At 63.7% G+C, this 19591-nt stretch carries 19 protein-coding genes; 11 read left to right on the forward strand and 8 right to left on the reverse strand.

Translation table 11 applies throughout. From position 1 onward, the window contains the following. Nucleotides 1-666, reverse strand: coding sequence for a tetratricopeptide repeat protein (locus FJ972_RS23010; RefSeq protein ID WP_140514747.1), 666 nt, complete (start codon nt 664-666; stop codon nt 1-3). Between the two features lie 189 nt (nt 667-855). On the opposite strand from FJ972_RS23010, the gene FJ972_RS23015 reads away from it, so the two are divergent. Beyond that, nucleotides 856-1869 (forward strand): polysaccharide deacetylase family protein, encoded by a 1014-nt coding sequence (locus FJ972_RS23015; protein WP_140514949.1) that lies wholly within the window; start codon nt 856-858, stop codon nt 1867-1869. Between the two features lie 36 nt (nt 1870-1905). Here FJ972_RS23015 and sbmA read toward each other — a convergent pair whose 3' ends face one another. The 3 genes from sbmA to FJ972_RS23030 form a co-directional block, all read right to left on the reverse strand. Continuing rightward, nucleotides 1906-3165: a peptide antibiotic transporter SbmA gene (gene sbmA, locus FJ972_RS23020; RefSeq protein WP_140497950.1), complete on the reverse strand. Its 1260-nt coding sequence runs from the start codon at nt 3163-3165 to the stop codon at nt 1906-1908. Between the two features lie 115 nt (nt 3166-3280). Further along, the gene (locus FJ972_RS23025; RefSeq protein WP_140520835.1) at nt 3281-4441 is read right to left on the reverse strand and encodes a YbfB/YjiJ family MFS transporter; all 1161 of its coding nucleotides are present in this window, start codon (nt 4439-4441) and stop codon (nt 3281-3283) included. A 76-nt stretch (nt 4442-4517) separates the two neighbouring features. Next, nucleotides 4518-4718 carry a hypothetical protein gene (locus FJ972_RS23030; RefSeq protein WP_140520836.1) on the reverse strand — a complete coding sequence of 67 codons (201 nt, stop codon included), beginning with the start codon at nt 4716-4718 and terminating at the stop codon, nt 4518-4520. Between the two features lie 93 nt (nt 4719-4811). Between FJ972_RS23030 and FJ972_RS23035 the strand changes: the two genes are divergently transcribed. From FJ972_RS23035 to FJ972_RS23045, 3 genes are read left to right on the forward strand one after another with little or no spacing between them, the layout of a single operon-like run. After that, the gene (locus FJ972_RS23035) at nt 4812-5804 is read left to right on the forward strand and encodes a LysR substrate-binding domain-containing protein (RefSeq protein ID WP_140520837.1); all 993 of its coding nucleotides are present in this window, start codon (nt 4812-4814) and stop codon (nt 5802-5804) included. Then, nucleotides 5801-7057 carry an aminopeptidase gene (locus tag FJ972_RS23040; protein WP_140520838.1) on the forward strand — a complete coding sequence of 419 codons (1257 nt, stop codon included), beginning with the start codon at nt 5801-5803 and terminating at the stop codon, nt 7055-7057. The genes FJ972_RS23035 and FJ972_RS23040 overlap by 4 nt, the downstream gene beginning before the upstream one ends. 23 nt (nt 7058-7080) lie before the next feature. Then, nucleotides 7081-7434: a DUF488 domain-containing protein gene (locus FJ972_RS23045; RefSeq protein ID WP_140520839.1), complete on the forward strand. Its 354-nt coding sequence runs from the start codon at nt 7081-7083 to the stop codon at nt 7432-7434. Between the two features lie 186 nt (nt 7435-7620). On the opposite strand, the gene FJ972_RS23050 is transcribed toward FJ972_RS23045, so the two are convergent. The 3 genes from FJ972_RS23050 to FJ972_RS23060 form a co-directional block, all read right to left on the reverse strand. Then, nucleotides 7621-7974, reverse strand: coding sequence for an ArsC family reductase (locus tag FJ972_RS23050; protein ID WP_140520840.1), 354 nt, complete (start codon nt 7972-7974; stop codon nt 7621-7623). A 217-nt stretch (nt 7975-8191) separates the two neighbouring features. Further along, a complete protein-coding gene (locus FJ972_RS23055; protein ID WP_140497937.1) occupies nt 8192-8545 on the reverse strand; it encodes a nuclear transport factor 2 family protein in 354 nt (117 codons plus the stop codon). A gap of 130 nt (nt 8546-8675) precedes the next feature. Beyond that, nucleotides 8676-9308 (reverse strand): 2'-5' RNA ligase family protein, encoded by a 633-nt coding sequence (locus FJ972_RS23060; RefSeq protein ID WP_140520841.1) that lies wholly within the window; start codon nt 9306-9308, stop codon nt 8676-8678. A 272-nt stretch (nt 9309-9580) separates the two neighbouring features. On the opposite strand from FJ972_RS23060, the gene FJ972_RS23065 reads away from it, so the two are divergent. The 5 genes from FJ972_RS23065 (at nt 9581) to FJ972_RS23085 (ending at nt 14984) form a co-directional block, all read left to right on the forward strand. Next, nucleotides 9581-10738, forward strand: coding sequence for a fumarylacetoacetate hydrolase family protein (locus FJ972_RS23065; RefSeq protein WP_140520842.1), 1158 nt, complete (start codon nt 9581-9583; stop codon nt 10736-10738). 271 nt (nt 10739-11009) lie between these two features. Then, complete coding sequence (locus FJ972_RS23070; RefSeq protein ID WP_140497931.1) at nt 11010-11945, forward strand: substrate-binding domain-containing protein; 936 nt, start codon at nt 11010-11012, stop codon at nt 11943-11945. A 119-nt stretch (nt 11946-12064) separates the two neighbouring features. Then, a complete protein-coding gene (locus FJ972_RS23075; protein ID WP_140497929.1) occupies nt 12065-13051 on the forward strand; it encodes an ABC transporter permease in 987 nt (328 codons plus the stop codon). A gap of 3 nt (nt 13052-13054) precedes the next feature. Next, on the forward strand, nt 13055-13846 hold the full coding sequence (locus FJ972_RS23080; RefSeq protein WP_140497927.1) for an ATP-binding cassette domain-containing protein: 792 nt from the start codon (nt 13055-13057) through the stop codon (nt 13844-13846). Nucleotides 13847-13961: 115 nt separating this feature from the next. Then, a complete protein-coding gene (locus FJ972_RS23085; RefSeq protein ID WP_140520843.1) occupies nt 13962-14984 on the forward strand; it encodes a LacI family DNA-binding transcriptional regulator in 1023 nt (340 codons plus the stop codon). Between the two features lie 336 nt (nt 14985-15320). Here FJ972_RS23085 and FJ972_RS23090 read toward each other — a convergent pair whose 3' ends face one another. Continuing rightward, complete coding sequence (locus FJ972_RS23090) at nt 15321-15914, reverse strand: TetR/AcrR family transcriptional regulator (protein ID WP_140497923.1); 594 nt, start codon at nt 15912-15914, stop codon at nt 15321-15323. Between the two features lie 246 nt (nt 15915-16160). Here FJ972_RS23090 and FJ972_RS23095 point away from each other — a divergent pair, with 246 nt between their 5' ends. Both FJ972_RS23095 and FJ972_RS23100 read left to right on the forward strand, forming a co-directional pair. Next, nucleotides 16161-16409 carry a hypothetical protein gene (locus FJ972_RS23095; protein ID WP_140520844.1) on the forward strand — a complete coding sequence of 83 codons (249 nt, stop codon included), beginning with the start codon at nt 16161-16163 and terminating at the stop codon, nt 16407-16409. After that, the gene (locus FJ972_RS23100; protein WP_140520967.1) at nt 16403-19579 is read left to right on the forward strand and encodes an efflux RND transporter permease subunit; all 3177 of its coding nucleotides are present in this window, start codon (nt 16403-16405) and stop codon (nt 19577-19579) included. Before FJ972_RS23095 ends, FJ972_RS23100 begins: the two co-directional genes overlap by 7 nt. Nucleotides 19580-19591 lie beyond the last annotated feature (12 nt).

Below are 19591 nucleotides of genomic sequence, written 5' to 3' on the forward strand. Positions count from 1 at the left end.
TCACGACGCGCTGCCCGAGCCGCGGATCAGCTCGGACATCAGGGTCGCCCGTTCACGGGTGTTGCGCGGGGCACCGTCATCGGCGGCGATCTGGTCGAACAGCTTCAGCGCATCCTGGGTCTTGCCTTCCTTCCAGGCGGCCAGCCCGAGCGCCTCGCGCGCGGTGTGGCGCAGCGTGTTGGTGTCCGAGGTCAGGGCCTCGACGCGGCTCGACACATCGGCGAAGGAGCCGTGATCGACCAGCAGCAGCGCCGCCCTCAACCGCGCCATGTCGCGAATGCCCTGGGGAATGGCGGCGTCGGCCGCCACCTCGTCGAAATCCTTGACGGCTGCGTCGACGTCGCCCTTGTCGGCCTTGACGGTGGCCGCGCGCATGCGGGCGAGCAGCGGATAGGCGCCGTAGCCATCCTTCTCCAATTGATCGAGCGCGGCCAGCGCCTCGTCGTTCTTGCCGTCATTGGCCAGCTTCAACGCTTGCGAGAAGGCATCGCCCGAACGGTTGGCGCGGGTCTCGTCCCAGTAGCGGTAGCCGACGAAGGCGGCGGTGCCGAGCACGACCAGCACCGCGACCACAAGCAGGGCCGGGCCGAAACGGTCCCACAGCTTCTGCGCCTGTTCGCGACGGATCTCGTCATTGACTTCACGGATAAAACTGTCGTCGGACATCAATAAACCATTCCTGCCCCGGGCCGGAGCGTTCGCGAGCCCGCGTTTTAGCGAAATTTTGTCGGCATGGAAGGGGTTCGACCGGAAAATCACCTATTCGCGGGGCAAACGGACGAAAAGGCCACCGCACCCACGCCACATTTGCGCTATAGCGGGGCCAAAACCGCCCGGGGTCAGTAGCTGTTGCCAATATCCTTTTCGTCTCGCGTTGCCGCGTTCTGTCTCGCTTCGCTCGCCACGGCCGGTGCGGCTTTCGCCGATCCACCCGGCTCGCGGGCGCCTTTGCCGGCAAGACCGAAGCAGGTCGTCATCATCTCCTTCGACAGCGCCCGCGACATCTCGCAATGGAAGCGCAGCCGGGCGCTGGCGAAGCGCACCGGAGCGCATTTCACCTATTTCCTCTCCTGTGTCTTCCTGCTGTCACCCGAAACGCGCAGCCAATACACCGCGCCGGGCAAGACATCGGGCAAATCCAACATCGGCTTCGCCGCCTCGACGCAGGAAGTGAGCCAGCGGCTGGAGCAGATCGGGCTTGCGGCATCGGAAGGCCATGACATCGCCAGTCATGGCTGCGGCCATTTCGACGGCAAGGACTGGAGCAAGGCCGACTGGCTGAAGGAGTTCGCCTCGTTCGAGCACATCCTCGAAAACGCCTATGCGATCAACGGCATCGAGCCCGAGCCGACCGGCTGGCGCGATTTCGCGCGGCATGCGGTGGTTGGCTTCCGCGCGCCCTATCTGTCGACGAGCAAGGCGCTCTACGAGGCGCTGCCCGCCGCCGGTTACCGGTTCGACGCCAGCGGCGTCTCGCGCGGCCCGGTCCAGCCGCCGACCACCGCCGGCCTCGCGCGCTTTTCACTACCGCAGATCCCGGAAGGACCGAAATCGCGGCCGGTTATCGCCATGGACTACAATCTCTATGTCAGGCATTCCGGCGGCTTCGAGCGGCCGAGCAAGGCAGGCGAGTTCGCGGACCGCACCTACCAGGCTTTCCGCGCCGCCTTCGAGGATCAATACCGGGGCAAGCGCGTTCCGCTGCAACTCGGCTTCCATTTCGCGCTGATGAATGACGGCGCCTACTGGAACGCGCTGGAGCGTTTTGCCGGCGAGGTCTGCGTCAAATCAGACGTCGAATGCATCAGTTTTCGCGATTACATCTCGCGGCAGGGTTCTGGCCAGAAGCAGGCTTCCGTCGGCGGCTGAGCCGCCGACCCGTTTCGCACCCAGGTCTTTCCTGACTTAAGCGGGATCCTCGGCGCCTTGCCGCGCCAGATAGCGCTGGTCGATTTCCGGCAGCGGCTCGCCCTGCAGCGTCGCCTCGAAGGCGCGCAGGCGCTTATGCACCGATTGCAGTTCGACGATGGTCGACCAGGAGGTGAGCAGGAATTGCAAGGAACCCGTCACCTTGCCGAATGCATTCGAAATCTGGTTCAGCGCGCCGAACGTTATCTTGTGGGCGACCAGCGACGGCCCGAGGATCAGCAGCGAGAAAATATTGTCGGCCTGCAGGTAGGTGTACCGGACGACATTGAAATAGATGTAGTGGAAATACAGCCGGAAATAATTGTGGCGAACATTGGCGAACAGCGCGGCGGTGGTGGCGGGCTGGGCCCGGTCGGCATGATCCTCGCCGTAAACGAGCTCCTTGCGGTAGGCCGCCTCCACGCGCTGGTTGCGGAACTGCAGCCCTGGAAGCTTCATGCCGGCGATCATGACCGAAATCGTTCCGAACAGACACCAGGCCAGTGCCGCGACCACCAGTGGCTGGGGGATCGCGCCGATGATCGGCAACTCGGTGATATGGGCCTGCAACTGGATCATGACCGGCAGGAAGGCGATCAGCGTCATGATCGACTGGACGAAGCTGGAACCCAGATCTTCCATGATCTGGGAAAACCGCATCGTATCCTCCTGGATACGTTGCGAGGCGCCCTCGATGTGGCGCAGCCTGCCCCAGTTCTCGACGAAATAGTTGTTCATCGCCGTGCGCCAGCGGAAGATCCAATGGCTGACGATAAAGGCGTTGACCACCTGCACGTTCATGCCGACCAGCGCAAGCCACGAGAAATCGGCCAGCCCAATGTAGAATTCGGCGTTGGTCGATTTTCCGGTGCCCGACATCAGCCCCTGCACATAGTCGAAGAAGGGCCCGTACCAGGCGTTGACGGCGACGCTGACCTGCACATTGAAATAGATGAAGAACAGGATGACCGCCGTCATCAGGATCGACCAGCGTTGCCACGGATGCGGCGAATACCAGCTCCAGAACGCATAGAAAGCGACCACGCAGAACGCGAAGTAGATGTAGAACCAGAGAAACGGCTTCGAGACGAGGACGGCGATGCCGATAATGGGCGGTGCACCGGCTGCTGCCGGCGGCAGGCCGAAGACGGCGCCCAGTTGCTCACCCCCGAAAAACCAGAACAGGATCGCCGCAAGGCTCCAGACGGCGGCCGAAGAGAAAAACAGCTTCGGCTGCGGGAAGAAGGATACGAACACTGTGGCGAATTCCTCGGTTTTTGCGCAAATCAGCTGAGTTCAGCGGGCATAAAGTCACACATTAGGGGGAAAGAAAATGCCCATGCCCGATGCCCGGCACCGAGCAAACCCACAATCATGGCGATTTTGGCGCGGCCGACCATATGATGACGCCGGAGGCGACCAGAACGGCCGCGGCGGCGATCGAGGCAAGGAAGAAATCGCCCGACGCCTGCGCCAGGAGCCCGGCGGCAATCGGGCCGATGATCTGGCCAAGACCGAACGAAGCCGTCATCAAGGCGAAGGTCCGCCGGGGAGCTTGTGGCGCCAGTTGCCGCGCGGTCTGCAGGCCGATCGCGGTGATGGCAATGAACGTGCCGCCAACGAGCAGGCCGCCGAGCAGCGGCCCGGTGCGCCCGCCCACCGCGACGCTTGCGACAATGCCGACGACCTCGACGAAACATCCCAGCGCATAGGTCGCGTAAAGGCCGATCCGTGCCGATATCTTCTGCCAGAGCCAGACCGAGGGAAAGCCGGCAAGACCGGTGACCATCCAGACCACCGCCTCGAACACGCGTCCGCCGCCGCCTTGCCGGACAATGGCGACAAGAAAGGTCGCCGTTACCACGTAGCCGAAGCCGAACAAGCCGTAAGCGACGATCACCTTGGTCAGCGAGCGGTCTTTTGGCAGCGCCGGCTCGCGGCCGGTATCGCCGCTGGCCAGCGGACCGCTGTCCACCAACAGCGCCACGACGACGAAGCCACAAGCCGAGATCGCCGCCGACCACAGCCAGCCCGCCGCCCAGCCGGCATGTTCGCTGACCAGGGCCGCCATCAGCACCGAGGACAGGGCGATGCCGAGGCCGACGCCGCCGAAATGCCACGCCTGCAGATCGCTGCGGCCGGCCGCGGCAAGATGGCTGAAAACAATGCTGGCCAGGAACACCATGACAAAGGCGCTGGCCAGGCCTGCAAGAAAGCGGATGACGAGAAAGGCGGCGATCGTATCCGACAGCCCCATCAGCGCGGCAAGCAAGGCGCTGGCGCCGAGGCCGGCCAGCATCAGCAGGCGCTCGCGTCCATGCGCCCAGCCGCCCGCCGCGGCGAAGGCGCCGGCGAGGTAGCCGAGATAATTGGCTGACGCGATCCAGCCCGCATCGGCCGCCGACAGATGGAGTTCTTCCATCATGCCGGGCAGGATCGGCGTATAGACGAAACGACCAATGCCCATGGCGACAGCCATGGCGATCATGCCGGCGAAAGCGAACCGCAGCGCTGTTGAGGTGGCGGATGTCATCGCGGTGCACAATAAGTGCGAAGACCGGCGACACAACGCGCTTGCGTTGGGCCAGGCGCCGGACCGTCAGCACCAATCAGCGGCAGCCCGCTTGCGCCGTCTCGTGGGCGGTGCGTCGCGCCGTCAGCCGGAACGGCATGTCGCCGAGCTCACGCTCCGACATGGCGTCGAGCACGGGATGCGCAAGCGGATCGGCCAGCCAGGCGACCATTTCGCAGCCGTCTGGCGGCTCGTGCACAGGGAATACTATCTTGAGTGACGATAACAGCCTCAACATGTCAGCCTCCGCAGGCCTGTCCCGTGAATAAAGTCTGCGCTTTCGGCATCACTTTCAATTGAGATTTCAGCCCCGCTGGTTTAGAAAAACTCAATGGCCATGCTCAACCGCGTCCACCTCAACGGCCTTCGCGCCGTGGAGACCGTCGCCCGTCTCGGCTCGCTCGCCGCGGCCGCCGGCGAACTCAACGTTTCGGCCAGCGCCGTCAGCCAGCAGATAAAGCGCGTGGAGCAGAAGCTCGGCCAGGCCGTGTTCGAGCGAACGACCAAGGGGCTGGTCCTGACCGAATTCGGCGCCATGTTCGCGATGCGCCTCGGCGCGGGTTTCCGCGAGCTCACCCAGGCCGTGGCGCTGGCCGACGAGGCGCGACAATGCACGCTGGTGGTTTCCGTGGCGCCGGCATTCGCCTCGAAATGGCTGCTGGCGCGGCTGTCGCATCACTTCACCCGGCATCCCAACGTGCTGTTGCGCATCGACGCCTCGGTGCGGCTGGCCGACCTCGACCATTCCGATATCGATATCGCCATCCGGCTTGGCGACGGCACATGGCCGGCCAGCAAGGCGGAGTTGCTTTTGGCACAAGAGGTGTTCCCGGTCTGCGCGCCCTCGATAGCGAAGAAACTGAAATCGATCGAAGACCTTGCCCAGACCTGCGCGATTACCGACGAACGGGCGATGATCAACTGGGAAAGCTGGTTCGACGCCGCTGGTGTCGAACCAGTCACTTTCCTGAAGGGCGCTCGCTTCACCGATCCGATGCTTTGCCTGGAATCGGCGATTGCCGGCCATGGCGTGATGCTGGGCTGGCAGTTGCTCGCCGCCGACGCGCTGGCCGACGGGCGGCTCGTCGCGCCGTTCGGGATCCGCGCCCAGAGCGGGCTTGGCTATTGGCTGGTGACCTCCGCCGCCAAGGCCGAAAGCCGCAAGGTCCGGGATTTCAAGCTCTGGATCAGGGAAGAGATCGAGGCGACGATGGCGCGGTTCGGCTCCGCGAAGACGGGCACGAGCGATGCGATCACTGTGGAAAGCACCGTGGCGCCGGTCTATGTAGAGTCCGACATCAAACTACGGCAGGCAGGATCATGACCACACATTCGCGCGGCGTTTCCGCAACGATCGACCGGGTGAAGCTCGACAGGCTGGCGGAAGTCGCCATCAAGGTGGGGCTGCAATTGCAGCCCGGGCAGGACCTGGTGCTGACCTCCTCCATCGCCGCGCTGCCGCTGACCCGGCGCATCGTCGAGCATGCCTACAAGGCCGGCGCGGGGCTGGTGACGCCGATCTTCAACGATGACGAGATCACGCTGGCGCGCTTTCGCTATGGCGCCGACGCCGGTTTCGACCGCGCCGCCGGCTGGCTCTATGAAGGCATGGCCAAAGCCTTCTCCAACAATGCGGCGCGACTTGCCGTGCGCGGCGAAGATCCCTCGCTCCTGTCGGCGCAGGACCCGGCGAACGTGGCGCGCGCCAACAAGGCCAATTCGATGGCCTACCAGCCGGCGCTGGAAAAGATCACCGGCTTCGACATCAACTGGAACATCGTCGCCTATCCCGATCTCGCCTGGGCCAAGCAGGTCTTCCCCGATGATGCCGACGATGTTGCGGTCGCCAAGCTCGCCGACGCCATCTTCGCCGCGTCGCGAGTGGACGTGGAAGATCCGATCGGCAACTGGAAGGCGCACAATGCGGCCCTTCGCAGCCGCACCGAATGGCTCAACGGCCATGCTTTCCATGCGCTTCATTTCACCGGGCCGGGCACCGACCTGACGGTCGGGCTGGCCGACGGCCATGAGTGGATGGGCGGCGCCTCCACCGCCAAGAACGGCGTCACCTGCAATCCCAACATCCCGACCGAGGAGGTCTTCACCACGCCACATGCGCGGCGGGTGGAAGGCCATGTTTCATCGACCAAGCCGCTCTCCTACCAGGGCACGCTGATCGACGAGATCTCGGTGCGTTTCGAGGGCGGCAGGATCGTCGAGGCGAAGGCTTCGAAGGGCGAGGACGTGCTGAAGAAAGTGCTGGACACCGACGAGGGCGCACGCCGGCTTGGCGAAGTGGCGCTGGTGCCGCATTCCTCGCCGATCTCGGCGAGCGGCCTGTTGTTCTTCAACACGCTGTTCGACGAAAACGCCGCCTGTCACATCGCGCTCGGCCAATGCTATTCGAAGTGCTTCGTCGACGGCGCCTCGCTCAGCCAGGCCGAGATCGCGGAGCGCGGCGGCAACAAGAGCTTCATCCACATCGACTGGATGATCGGCTCGGACAAGATCGACATCGACGGCGTCGGCAAGGACGGCAGCCGCGTGCCGGTCATGCGCAAGGGCGAGTGGGCCTGACGGGAGCGCACGAAGGAGAGCGGATGGCCTTCGAGATCGCGGTCAAGCGGGTGTATGAACCACCCTCGTTCGATGACGGGCAGCGGGTCCTGGTCGATCGTGTCTGGCCACGTGGCGTCAGCAAGGAGCATGCCGCGCTGGCGCTATGGCTGAAGGACATCGCGCCGAGCACCGACTTGCGCAAGTGGTTCGGGCACGAGTCCGAACGATGGGCCGAGTTCCAGAAGCGGTATCGTGCCGAACTGGAAGGCAATGGCGAGGCCGTGGCGCAACTGCGCGCCCTGCTCCGCGACGGCAAGGTGACGCTGCTCTACGGCGCCCATGACGAGGCGCACAACAATGCCGTGGTACTGGCGGGGTATCTGAGAGGACAGTGACCTGTCCCTTCGTCATCCTCGGGCTTGACCCGAGGATCCATGCCGTGACGTCCGTCCGCAAATGCAACGGAGCAGAATCTGCACGGCTGCGACGCCCAAAAGTCACGGCATGGATCCTAGGGTCTGCGCCGCGTCGCTTCGCTCCTTGCTCCGCCCTAGGATGACGAACTGAGAGTGTACCGCGCCCTACTTCCCGACCACCGCCGCCTCATAAACATCCGGCTTGAACCCGACCAGGATGCGGTCGCCAACCTCGAGCACAGGCCGTTTGATCATCGTCGGCTTGGCCAGCATCAGTGCCTTGGCCTTCTTTTCATCCAGGCCCTGCTTATCCTTGTCCGGCAACTCGCGGAACGTGGTGCTGCCCTTATTGAGCAGCTTTTCCCAGCCGACCTTGCGGACCCAGCCATCCAGCCTGCCCGCCTCGATGCCTTCGGCCCGATAGTCGTGGAACCGGTACGGCACGTCGTGGCCCTCCAGCCAGACGCGGGCCTTCCTGATCGTGTCGCAGGTGGTGATGCCGTACATGGTGATCGTCAAAACAGGTGCCTTCCGGACTTCGAATCTGGCCGCAGATTAAGCAGCCCCGGCGCGCTTTGCCAGCGGCCCGGCAGAACCATCGAAGAGTAAGTTTCTTCAATGGCGGGCGCGCGGTCGCCGATCCGTGACGACGATGTGCATCAGGTCGGATAGCGGCCAGGACATGATCCTGGCCGCTTAGGATGCGGCGAAATGTGCCGACAGCCGGAAACCCGTCTCAATAATAGAAGCGCTCTTCGGCAATCTTGCCGTTCTTGACCGTGTACAGGCCAACCTCGTCCATGGTGACACGCTGGCCCGTGGCCTTGGGCGTTATGTCAAATGTAAAGCGCACGGCGAACTGGTCGCCGTTGACATAAGGGCCCTCGACCGAGCCGCCATGGACTTCGTTGTTTTCCTGCCACCACTGGCCTTTCTGCTTGACGGCGTCCTTGCCGCGGCAGACGGCCATCGGCCCCTCCATGGCCTCATAGCTGACGATGTCGTCGGCGTTGTATTTCTCGGCAGCACTTTCGTAGTCACCGCGCTTGAGAAGCTCCGTGAAATCCTTGGCAATTTCCGTGTTGGTCATGTGTTCCTCCTGTTCAGACGCATTGCAAATAGGGAAAGGTTGGCGGCCTGCCATCGTCGTGCCGTCTGGTAGCTGACATGCCATGTCAGGATGATGGACCGCGCGGACTATGCGAGGACGATGCAGGCTCTCACATGGCGGGCAGTGCATCGTCCTGACCGGTCAGCCGCCAGCGTCCGGGCTGCTTGTAGGCGCCCTTCCCAATGAGACTGTGGATCAGCACAAAATCCCGGACAGTCCAGCCGATCGGATCGATCGACCGCTCGCGAATGCTGGGAACGCCCACTTCATCACGAAGCAATGTAACATGCGGTTCGATGGACCTGGTGAGAAAGGGGTTTAGCGGGCTGTCCGAGATCACCGCCGTCAGATCACGCCAGAATTTCTGCAGCGGCGGATTGCCATCGCTGCCGCGCAGGACCAGTGCACCACCGCCAAAAGCCGACAGGCGATCGAACGATACCTCGAAGGGCTTCGCAACGATCATCGATCCGATATGACAGGCGGCCTCTGCCAGCTCTTGCGGATACTCCTCATGGTCGCCGAGGCCGACAAGCGAGATGTGGATGTGATTTTCCGGAACCAGCCAGCCTTGCAATCCGAACTCACGGTTCAAGGCAATGGCCTTTCGCGCGAGACGACCAGCAATCGCGCTGCCGACGAGGATGGCAAAGAACAGCCGGTGGAAATGCTTCCCGGCCTGTTCCCATCGGAAAAAGGCCTGGCCGTTCTTCGCGGTTCCGAATGCGGGTTGCCCACTCACTGATCTCGTCCGCCAATTGACTCAGGTTGGGCATTTTAGAACAAAACGAGAACATACGCAAGCCGAAAAATGACGCAGGCGTTGGGGCTCCCGCACCGCCGCATGCATCCAACCCCCGACGGAGTGCTTCCTTGCGGTACGCCAATCGCCGACGACGCCGGCAGACATGGCGCCTGGCTCACCACAAACGGGATAGACCTTTGACAGGAATCCGGTGAAAGTGCCGCGCCGAACCGGCAAGCCGCATTTTTGATGATCAGAGGACCGCACGCATGACAAACCCGATGCATCTGCCCGCCGAAGGCCTTTTTGTCGGGCGCGCCAGAAGCAGCGACGCCTCGCATCCCCTGGTGGTCACGGTGCGTGATGGCACCGTCTTCGACATCACGTCGAGCACGGCGCCGACCGTGCGCGATATCTGCGAGATGGCCGATCCGGCCGGTTATGTGCGCTCGGCCAAGGGCAAGCCGATCGGCTCGCTCGACGGCATCGCGGCCAACAGTTTCGAAGCCACGCGTGATCCGGCAAGGCCCTATCTCATCTCCCCCGTCGACCTGCAGGCGATCAAGGCCTCGGGCGTCACCTTCGTCGTCAGCCTTTTGGAACGCGTCATCGAGGAACAGGCGCGCGGTTCGGCGGAAAAGGCCGACGCCATCCGCGCCGACATTGCCGGGCTGATCGGCCACGATCTGTCCAAGCTCAAGCCCGGTTCGCCGGAAGCGATGGAGATCAAGGCCAAGCTCATCGCACGCGGCGCCTGGTCGCAATATCTGGAAGTGGGCATCGGCCCCGACGCCGAGATCTTCACCAAATGCCAGCCGATGGCCTCGGTCGGCTTCGGCGCCGATGTCGGCCTGCATCCCGTCTCGACCTGGAACAATCCGGAGCCGGAGATCGCCATGATCGCCGCCTCAAGCGGCAGGATCGTCGGCGCCACCATCGGCAACGACGTAAATCTGCGCGATGTCGAAGGGCGCTCCGCGCTGCTGCTCGGCAAGGCCAAGGACAACAACGCCTCCGCCTCGCTCGGCCCCTTCATCCGCCTGTTCGACGGCACGTTCTCCATCGACGACGTAAAGCGGGCCGTGGTCCGGCTGAAAGTGGAAGGTGAGGACGGGTTCTCGCTGGAGGGCGCGAGCTCGATGGCCGAGATCAGCCGCTCTCCCGAAGAGCTCGTAGCGGCTGCCATGGGCCCGCATCACCAGTACCCGGACGGCCTGGCGCTCTATCTCGGCACCATGTTCGTGCCTTCGAAGGACCGCGGCGAGAAGGGCAAGGGTTTCACCCATAAGGTCGGCGACATCGTCACCATCTCGTCGGAGAAATTCGGCGCGCTGGTCAACCGGGTGCGACTGTCGCCGGACTGCCCGCACTGGACCTACGGCGCCAGCCATCTGATGCGCGATCTTGCCAGGGCCGGCCTCCTCTAGCTCTGGGTTCACCCGAGGGCGGTCAATCATCGCTCCGGCGACCCTCGAGGCCGGTATCGCCTGCCGCGAAAATCATCCGAACTGATGCAATCTGATGGGACCGCTGATGGCGCCCCGTCAGGCGCCGACTACGACTGACAGGCGGAGGCTTGCCATTTGTCGAAAAAGAGGATGCTCTGATCATCCAACACGGCGTTGGCGGGGAGGACGCGGTCTTGCCCGATCAAGAGGGCGGTTTCGAACTGATCAGTTTCAAACGGGAGGAAATCAAATGCTGACACGGCTAAGAGTGGTTCTATACGGCCTGCTGGTCGCGCTGACGGTCATTCCGGCGGCGGCGCAGGCCAAGACGTTCTACTGGATTTCACATGGCGGCCCGGCCGATCCGGTCTGGACCTACTTCCTTGCCGGCGCCAAGCAATGGGCCAAGGACACCGGCAATACCGTCAACACCTCGTTCCACAATGGCGACGTCGCCTCGCAGCAGGAGGCGGTGCGGGCCGCGATCTCGGCCAAGGCCGACGGCATCACCACCACCAGCCCCGATCCGGGCAGCCTTGTCGAGATCGTCAAGGAAGCCCGCGCGGCCAACATTCCGATCATCAATTTCAACACGCCCGATCCCAAGGCCAATTTCAACGCCTATGTCGGCGGCGACAATGTCACCTTCGGCAAGCACTGGGCGCAGTATCTGGTCGACAAGGGCCTGGTGAAGAAGGGCGACTTCGTCTGGATGCCTGTCGAGATTCCCGGCGCCACCTATGGCGTGCAGGAAGAGGAAGGCATCAAGAGCGTGTTCGAGCCGCTCGGCATCACCTATGAGGTGACCGAGGCGACGCTCGACCAGGCCGAGGTGATCAACCGCATGGTCGACTATCTCACCGCTAACAAGGCCAAGGTGAAGGCGATCATCGGCCTTGGCGACCTCGTCACCGGCTCGATCAAACGCGTGTTCGACCAGGTCGGCGTCAAGCCCGGCGAAATCCCCGTCGTCGGCTGGGGCAACTCGCTCGACACCACCCAGGAAGTGCTGAACGGCTACGTCAATGCCGGCCAGTGGCAGGACCCGCAGGCGACCAGCTATGTCGCGCTGTCGCTCGCCAACATGGCCGCAAGCGGCATTCCCCCGGGCTTCAACGTCATCACCGGCGCGCTCTATGAGAAAGACACCGCCGAGATCTACGACAAGATCCTGTCCGGCAAATAGCCCCTGATCTCCAGCGCCGCGCGTCCACCGGGCGTGCGGCGTCCCGCCCTTTCGCCTGGTATCGAGCCGTTTGATGCGGCCCGATGGTCCGGCCCATTCCAACCAGTCGCGGGTTACACGTGGAAAATCGTTCGCTTGTCCAAGGCCTGATCGCGCGGCCGGAATTCGGCCCCTTCGTGCTGCTCGTCGTCGAGATCGCCGTCTTCTGGGGTTTCAACCACGACTTCCTGTCACCCCAGAACATCTCCAACACGTTGGCCTTCACGGTCGAGCTCGGGCTGATCGCGCTGGCGATGACGTTGCTGATGACGTCGGGCGAATTCGACCTTTCCGTCGGCTCGCTGTTCGGCTTCTCGCCGGTGCTGATGTGGACGCTGTTCAACAGCGGCCTCACCTCGCTGGAGATGGGCTTCGTCCTCGCGCTGCTGGTCGCCGCCTTCATCGGCCTGGTCAATGGCTGGTTCGTCACGCAGCTCAAGATCCCGTCCTTTCTGGTCACGCTCGGCATGCTCCTGGTGGTGCGCGGCACCGCGCTGTTCGTCACCGACGGCTTTCCGCAGCGCACCTGGAGCGCCGAGGGCAGTTGGCTGGCGGAGGCGCTGGTCGGCGATTTCTTCATCGGCCCGTTCCGCATCTACATGTCGCTGTTCTGGTTCATCGCCGCGGCCATCGCGCTGGGCTATGTGCTGACGCAAAGCCGCACCGGCAACTGGATCCAGGCCGCCGGCGGCAACCCGAACGCTGCGAGGGCGCGCGGCGTCAATGTCAGCCGCGTCAAGATCGGCCTGTTCGTGCTGTCCTCGGTCATGGCCTCGCTTGCAGGCGTCATCTCCTCGCTGCGCACCTCGGCGGCCAACCCCAACAGCGGCACCGGCTACGAACTCGAGGTCATCGCCATGGTGGTGATCGGCGGCACGGCGCTGACGGGCGGGCGCGGCACCATCATCGGCACCGTGCTCGGCATCCTGATCCTGCGCGTCATGCGCAACGGCATCGTGCTGATCGGCGTGCCCGGCCTTGCCTACAACATCTTCATCGGCGCGATCATCCTTGGCATGATGGCGCTTCATTCATGGCTGGAACGCCGGCATCAGGCAGGGACGTGAACCATGGCCGAGCCACTGATCCGCATGCAGAACATCCGCAAGTCCTACGGGCGCGTGCAGGCGCTGGTGGACGCCAATTTCCATGTCAACGAGCGCGAGATCGTCGGCCTGCTCGGCGACAATGGCGCCGGCAAGTCGACGCTGATCAAAGTGCTGTCGGGCGCGGTGCCGCTGACCAGCGGCGACATCTTCATCCGCGGCAAGAAGGTGAACCTGCGCAACACCAGCGACGCCATCGCCAACGGCATAGAGACCATCTACCAGGATTCGGCGCTGGTCACCCAACTGTCGATCGCCCGCAATTTGTTCCTCGGGCGCGAGCCGATCAAGCCGCCGCGCTTCCTCAACCGCATGGACCAGGAGGCGATGAACACGGTCGCCCGCGACCTGCTCAAGCAGGTCGGCATTTCCAAGAACATTCCGCCGACCACGCCGATCGGCTCGCTCTCCGGCGGCGAGCGCCAGGCGGTGGCGATCGCGCGCGCCATGCATTTCGACAGCGATCTCATCATCCTCGACGAACCGACCAACAATCTTGGCGTCGCCGAAACCCAGGGCGTGCTGAGCTTCGTGCGCAGCGCGCGCGATTCCGGCCATTCCTGCATCTTCATCGCGCACAACATCCACCATGTCTTCCAGGTGGTGGACCGCATCGTCGTCATGCGGCGCGGCAAGGTGGTGGCCGGGGACATCGACCCCAAGACGACCAGCGTGGCGGAGGTTGAACGCGTCATCACCGGCATGTCGGACAAGGAGATCCGCGACGCCATCGCCGATGGCAAGGGATCGCATTGAGGACGAGGGCAACATCCCTGCGAAACAGCAGAATGGGCGTCCGGGCGATGGGCGCGATCGGCGCCGCTCAAATCGGCCGTCTGGCGTGCCATCGCATCGGCAATAGGGTTGCGGCATGAAAGCCACCGTCTCTGACATCGCCAGGAACTGCGAACTGTCGACGGCGACGGTCGACAGGGTGCTCAACAACCGGAAGGGGGTCAGCGCGGCCAACCGGCAGCGCGTCATGGAGGCCGCCAAGCAGCTCGGCTATCTGCCGGTCGCCGATCAGGTAACGCTCCCCTCGCGGCCGGCCAATCTGGAATTCTTCCTGCCGATCGGCAGCAACGCCTTCATGCAGGATCTGGCCATGCATATCGAGGATTATACCTCGCGCCTGCCGCTCGTTGCCTCGTGCCGGATCCACAACCTCGCCGGAATCTCGCCGAACGCTTTGCAGACCGCCGTCGAAAACCTGTCGCTGAAAGCCAACGGCGTCGGCGTCATCGCCGTCGATCATCCCAGGACGCGCAACATCCTGCGCGACATCGTCGAGGCCGGCATTCGCCTGGTGACGCTGGTGTCCGATATTCCGGCCGCACCACGCTCGGCCTATGTCGGCATAGACAACCGGGTGGCGGGACGGACCGCCGCACTCCTGATGGGGCGCTTCCTCGCCGACCGCGAGGGCCAGTTGGCGATGGTGGTCGGCTCGCGCTCCTATCGCGGCCATGAGGAACGTGAGATGGGTTTCCGCTCCGTGCTCGGCGAGGAGTTCCCCAACCTGAGCGTCAGCAGCGCCGTCGAGATCAACGACGAGACCGATGCCAGCTATGCCGAAACCATGAAGGCGCTGCGCAACGAGCCGGAACTGCTCGGCATCTATTGCATTGGAGCCGGACGCTCCGGCGTTGCCAAGGCCATCCGGGAGGCCAGGCCCAACCGCAAACCGGTATTCATCTGTCACGACCTGACGAGGGAAACGCGCGGCTATCTCGTCGACGATCTAGCCGACGTCGTCATCGACCAGAATGCCAGGCTGATCGCCGAGCAATCGGTCATCCGCCTGCTTGGCTCGATCGCATCATCGGCGCCCTACCTGACGCGGAAATTCATCGAGCCGCGGCTGATCTTCCGGGAAAACGTCCCGGTGCAGTGACGCGGCCCGCGAGGTCTTCCGGTCACTGTGTTCGCGAGCGATACGGCGAATCTGCACAGCTGCTATGCACGATTCACGATTGCCGAATCATTGGGCAACCCATAGCTTCTGGTTGTCGGCCATCTACTCCTCCCAGATGCGATGCCGACGCTGAGTGGGGTGCACCTCCTCCCGCACCACATTCGAAATCGAGCCCGCTGCCACCTCCTCCCGGCAGCGGGCTTTTTTATTGCATGCCGGACATTTCCGGGAACGGCAGGGAACCCACGCAACATCAAAGCCACGGCAGACCGGAAGCGCACGCGCTGTCCGGCGCCAATGAGCCTTGCCGATGGATCAGCCCGCGGCGGCTCCGCCCCTGAAGGACTGGATCAACCCTTCCGCCATGCGCACCAATTGCGCGCTGGGACCTTCGGTGCCAACGGTCTGCACGCTCACGCGCGCGCCTTCGCACAGCAGCGAAAGCGTATCGGCCAGAAGTTCGGCCTGGCCGATGCCGGCGCCCCGGCAGAGCGCCACCAGGCGCTCGCGCTGGGCTTCCTTGAGTTCCTTGATCACGCGCCTGGCCGGATGGTCGGGTTCAGTCAGTTCAACCGCGGCGTTGGCCATGTCGCAGCCCCGGCAATCGGCCGTAAGCATCTCGGCCGCCTTGCGAACCCAGGCATGCAGTTGCGCGAGCTTGTCGCCCGGGTGCTCGGCTTCGAATGCGTCCCACATCGCGCCGGCCTTTGATGCGGTGGCGCGCAGGCATTCGATGATCAGATCGTCCTTGGATTCGAAATGACGGTAGAGCGTCATCTTGTTCGTGCCGGCAGCCTCGGTGATGGCGTCGACGCCGACGCCCTTGATGCCGTGCTTGTGGAACATGTCGCGCGCCGTCTCCAGGATCCGATCCCGGGGACGAGGACGCTCCACGACGCCGTCTGTCATCATTGATCTCCTTTCGTTTCCAAAAATCCCTCGGCCACCTCTTGACTAGGGTGTTACCGGTCTGTAACTTCCAGAATGTTACTTACTGGTAACACCTATGGCGTCCGCCGTCAATAACAAGACCGTGATCTGGTCCGGCCAGATCGGGGCGGGCGAAAAATTGCATTTCATGCGGCTCCGGCCGGTGAAGAGATGAAAAACGGTTCGCGAGCATGGGCTGCGAATCGACAGACAAGGAGCCGGCCAATGCCACAGCGCCGCGATCTTACCATAGATGAAGCCGTTTGGGATCCGATGATCCGGCTGGTCATGAAAGCCGACGGGGTCGATCCGCGCGCTTTCGAAACAATGCTGCGCACGCTTGCCGGTTCGCAGCGCGGCGAGGTGCCGTTGCTCCGTTCGTCGGAAGAGTTCGGACGCGGCCGGAGGCTGTCCAGGGTTGCCAGTGCGTTCGGCAGGGCAAGAGCAGCCGGAGAGGCGTGCGTGTCGTGGTAAACTTCTTCATTCACCGCCCGATCTTCGCCTCGGCGATCGCCATCATCATGGTGCTCGCCGGGACGATTTGTTATTTCCTGCTGCCCGTCTCGCAGTTTCCCGACATCACACCGCCGCAGGTCGTGGTCAGCGCCCACTATCCGGGAGCCAGCGCGCAGGTGGTCGCCGACACTGTGACGACGCCGCTGGAGCAGCAGATCAACGGCGTGCAAGGCATGACCTACATGTCGTCGACCAGCTCCAATGACGGTTCCTCGACGATCACCATCACCTTCGATGTCGGCTATTCCCTGAGCACCGCCGCCGTCGACGTCCAGAACCGCGTCTCGCAGGCTGCCTCGTCGCTGCCGGCGATCGTCAATCAGGGCGGCGTGACGATCAAGAAGCAGAATCCGAACTTTGTCCTCATCGTCAATCTCACCTCGCCCGACGGCTCCGTCGATCCGGTGGCGCTGTCGAACCTTGCCTATCTGCAAGTGGTCGACCCGCTGAAGCGGCTGCCCGGTGTCGGTGACGTGCAGATATTCGGCGAGCGGCGCTATTCGATGCGCGTCTGGCTCGATCCGGACAAGCTCGCCAATCTCGGCATCACCGCTGTCGACGTCCAGAACGCCATTGCCGAGCAGAACGTCCAGGTGGCCGCCGGCAAGATCGGCCAGTCTCCGGCGCCTGCCGGCACCGCCTTCGAGATGCAGGTCAATGCCGTCGGCCGGTTGAGCGATCCCAAGGAGTTCGGCGACATCGTCGTGCGCGCCAACACCACCACCGGTTCGCTGGTGCGGCTGCGCGACGTCGCCCGCATCGAGCTCGGCGCCCTGCAATATTCGTCGTCGGCCTTCTTCGGCAAGGACCCGACCGTGGTGCTCGCCGTCTACCAGATGCCCGGCTCCAACGCGCTCGATCTGCAGCAGCGCGTCAAGGACAAGATGCAGGAGCTGTCCGCCCGCTTCCCCAAGGGTGTCAGCTATGCCATGCACTACGACACGACGCGCTTCGTCTCGGCCTCCATGCATGACGTGCTGATCACGCTCGGCGAGGCTCTGGTCCTCGTCGTCGCCGTGGTTTTCATCTTCCTGCAAAGCTGGCGCACCACAATCATTCCAACGATCGCCATCCCGGTGTCGCTGGTAGCGACGCTCGTCGTCATGGAGATGATGGGCTTCTCGCTCAACATGCTCTCCCTGCTCGGCATGGTGCTGGCGATCGGCCTTGTCGTCGACGACGCCATCGTGGTGGTCGAGAATGTCGAACGACAGCTCGAGGCCGGGCTGAAACCGTTGGCGGCTACCAAGGCCGCCATGGCCGAAGTCACCGGTCCGATCATCGCCACGACAGCGGTGCTGATGGCCGTCTTCGTGCCGGTCGCCTTCATCCCCGGCGTTTCGGGACGCCTCTACAACCAGTTCGCGCTGACGGTGGCGATCTCGGTCGGCATTTCCGCCTTCAATTCGCTGACGCTGAGCCCGGCGCTGAGCGCCGCCTTCCTGCGCCATCGCCAAGGCACGCAATTCGTGCTGTTCCGCTGGTTCAATACGGGCTTTGACAGGCTGTCGCATGCCTATGCCAATGGCGTGCGCGTCCTCATCCGTTTGCGCTGGATCATGCTCGGCCTGTTCGCGGCCGGGCTGGTCGCCACCTATTTCGTCTGGGCGAAGCTTCCCTCGACCTTCCTTCCGGTCGAGGACCAGGGCTATTTCTTTGTCGTCATCCAGTTGCCCGACGGCGCTTCGCTGGAACGGACGGACGCTGTGGCGCAGAAGGCGCGCGACATCCTGCAGGCGACGCCCGGCGTCGACATCGTCGGCTCGATCAGCGGCCTGAACTTCCTGACCAGCGCGGCGCAGTCGAATTCCGCGGTCGAATTCGCCATCCTCAAGCCGTGGGAGGAGCGCGGTCCCGACCAGAGCGCCTCCAAGCTCGTCGCCGACGTGCGCGGCAAGCTGATGCAGATCCCGGAGGCGTTCGCGCTCTCCTTCGATCCGCCCTCGATCCCGGGCATCGGCACCACGGGCGGCTTCGAATTCGTCGTCGAGGACCTTACCGGCCGCGGCAGCACCGCGCTCAACGACGCAACGCAAGCCGTGATCGCCGAGGCGCGCAAGCAGCCGGAAATCAACCCTCAGCAGCTTTTCTCGCCATTCTCGACCTCGACGCCGCAGTTCAACTACGACCTCGACCGCGCCAAGGCGAAGCTGCTCGGGCTCAACCTGCCGGACGTCTTCAACACGCTGCAGATCTATCTCGGCTCGCTCTACGTCAACGACTTCAACCTGTTCGGCCGCACCTTCCGGGTGACCATCCAGGCCGACAAGGATGCACGCGCGGGTGCGGCCGACATTTCGCGGCTCTATGTGCGCAATGCCTCCGGCGGCATGGTGCCACTCAGCACGCTGGGCAAGCTGGTGCCGTTCGTCGGCCCGGAAACGGTGCCGCACTACAACAACAACGCCTCGGCCTCGATCAATGGCGGCGCCGCGCCCGGCTATTCGTCCGGCCAGGCGGTCGCCGCCATGGAACGGGCCGCCGCCACGGCTCTGCCAAGGGATTTCGGCTTCGAATGGACCGGCATCACCTTCCAGGAGCTCAAGGCGGGATCGATCGCGTCGGTCGTCTTCGGCCTCGCCATCGTCTTCGTCTTCCTGATCCTGGCGGCGCAATATGAGAGCTGGGCGATGCCGTTCATGGTGCTGCTGGCAGTGCCGCTCGCCTTGTTCGGCGCGTTCGTGGTGCTGTGGGTGCGCGGCATGCAGATCGACGTCTACTCGCAGATCGGCTTCGTCATGCTGATCGGCCTGGCGGCCAAGAACGCCATCCTGATCGTCGAGTTCGCCCGGCGACGGCGCGAAGAAGGCCTCAGCATCGTCGAAGCGGCGATGGAAGCGGCACGGCTGAGGCTGCGGCCGATCCTGATGACGGCCTTCGCCTTCATCCTGGGCGTGCTGCCGCTGATGTTCGCGACCGGCGCCGGTGCTGCCAGCCGTCAATCGATCGGCACCACCGTCTTCGGCGGCATGGTGGCGGCGACCATCCTGTCGCTGGTGTTCGTGCCGGTCTTCTATGCGGTCATCGAACAGCTGCGCGAACGGCGCGGCGGTGAAGAGCCCGCTTCCCTGCATTCCGAACCAACTGCCGAACCCGCCTTGCCGCCCATGGCGCAAGCGGCCGAATAAGATTGGAGACTG

It is taken from the genome of Mesorhizobium sp. B2-1-1 (assembly GCF_006442975.2).
Lineage (GTDB): Bacteria > Pseudomonadota > Alphaproteobacteria > Rhizobiales > Rhizobiaceae > Mesorhizobium.

Coding starts and splice junctions, on each gene's coding strand:
- FJ972_RS23010 (WP_140514747.1), bottom strand. CDS start 666: ATGTCCGACGACAGTTTTATCCGTGAAGTCAATGACGAGATCCGTCGC.
- FJ972_RS23035 (WP_140520837.1), top strand. CDS start 4,812: ATGGCCATGCTCAACCGCGTCCACCTCAACGGCCTTCGCGCCGTGGAG.
- FJ972_RS23070 (WP_140497931.1), top strand. CDS start 11,010: ATGCTGACACGGCTAAGAGTGGTTCTATACGGCCTGCTGGTCGCGCTG.
- FJ972_RS23025 (WP_140520835.1), bottom strand. CDS start 4,441: ATGACATCCGCCACCTCAACAGCGCTGCGGTTCGCTTTCGCCGGCATG.
- FJ972_RS23065 (WP_140520842.1), top strand. CDS start 9,581: ATGACAAACCCGATGCATCTGCCCGCCGAAGGCCTTTTTGTCGGGCGC.
- FJ972_RS23095 (WP_140520844.1), top strand. CDS start 16,161: ATGCCACAGCGCCGCGATCTTACCATAGATGAAGCCGTTTGGGATCCG.
- FJ972_RS23030 (WP_140520836.1), bottom strand. CDS start 4,718: ATGTTGAGGCTGTTATCGTCACTCAAGATAGTATTCCCTGTGCACGAG.
- FJ972_RS23045 (WP_140520839.1), top strand. CDS start 7,081: ATGGCCTTCGAGATCGCGGTCAAGCGGGTGTATGAACCACCCTCGTTC.
- FJ972_RS23080 (WP_140497927.1), top strand. CDS start 13,055: ATGGCCGAGCCACTGATCCGCATGCAGAACATCCGCAAGTCCTACGGG.
- FJ972_RS23040 (WP_140520838.1), top strand. CDS start 5,801: ATGACCACACATTCGCGCGGCGTTTCCGCAACGATCGACCGGGTGAAG.
- FJ972_RS23055 (WP_140497937.1), bottom strand. CDS start 8,545: ATGACCAACACGGAAATTGCCAAGGATTTCACGGAGCTTCTCAAGCGC.
- FJ972_RS23090 (WP_140497923.1), bottom strand. CDS start 15,914: ATGACAGACGGCGTCGTGGAGCGTCCTCGTCCCCGGGATCGGATCCTG.
- FJ972_RS23085 (WP_140520843.1), top strand. CDS start 13,962: ATGAAAGCCACCGTCTCTGACATCGCCAGGAACTGCGAACTGTCGACG.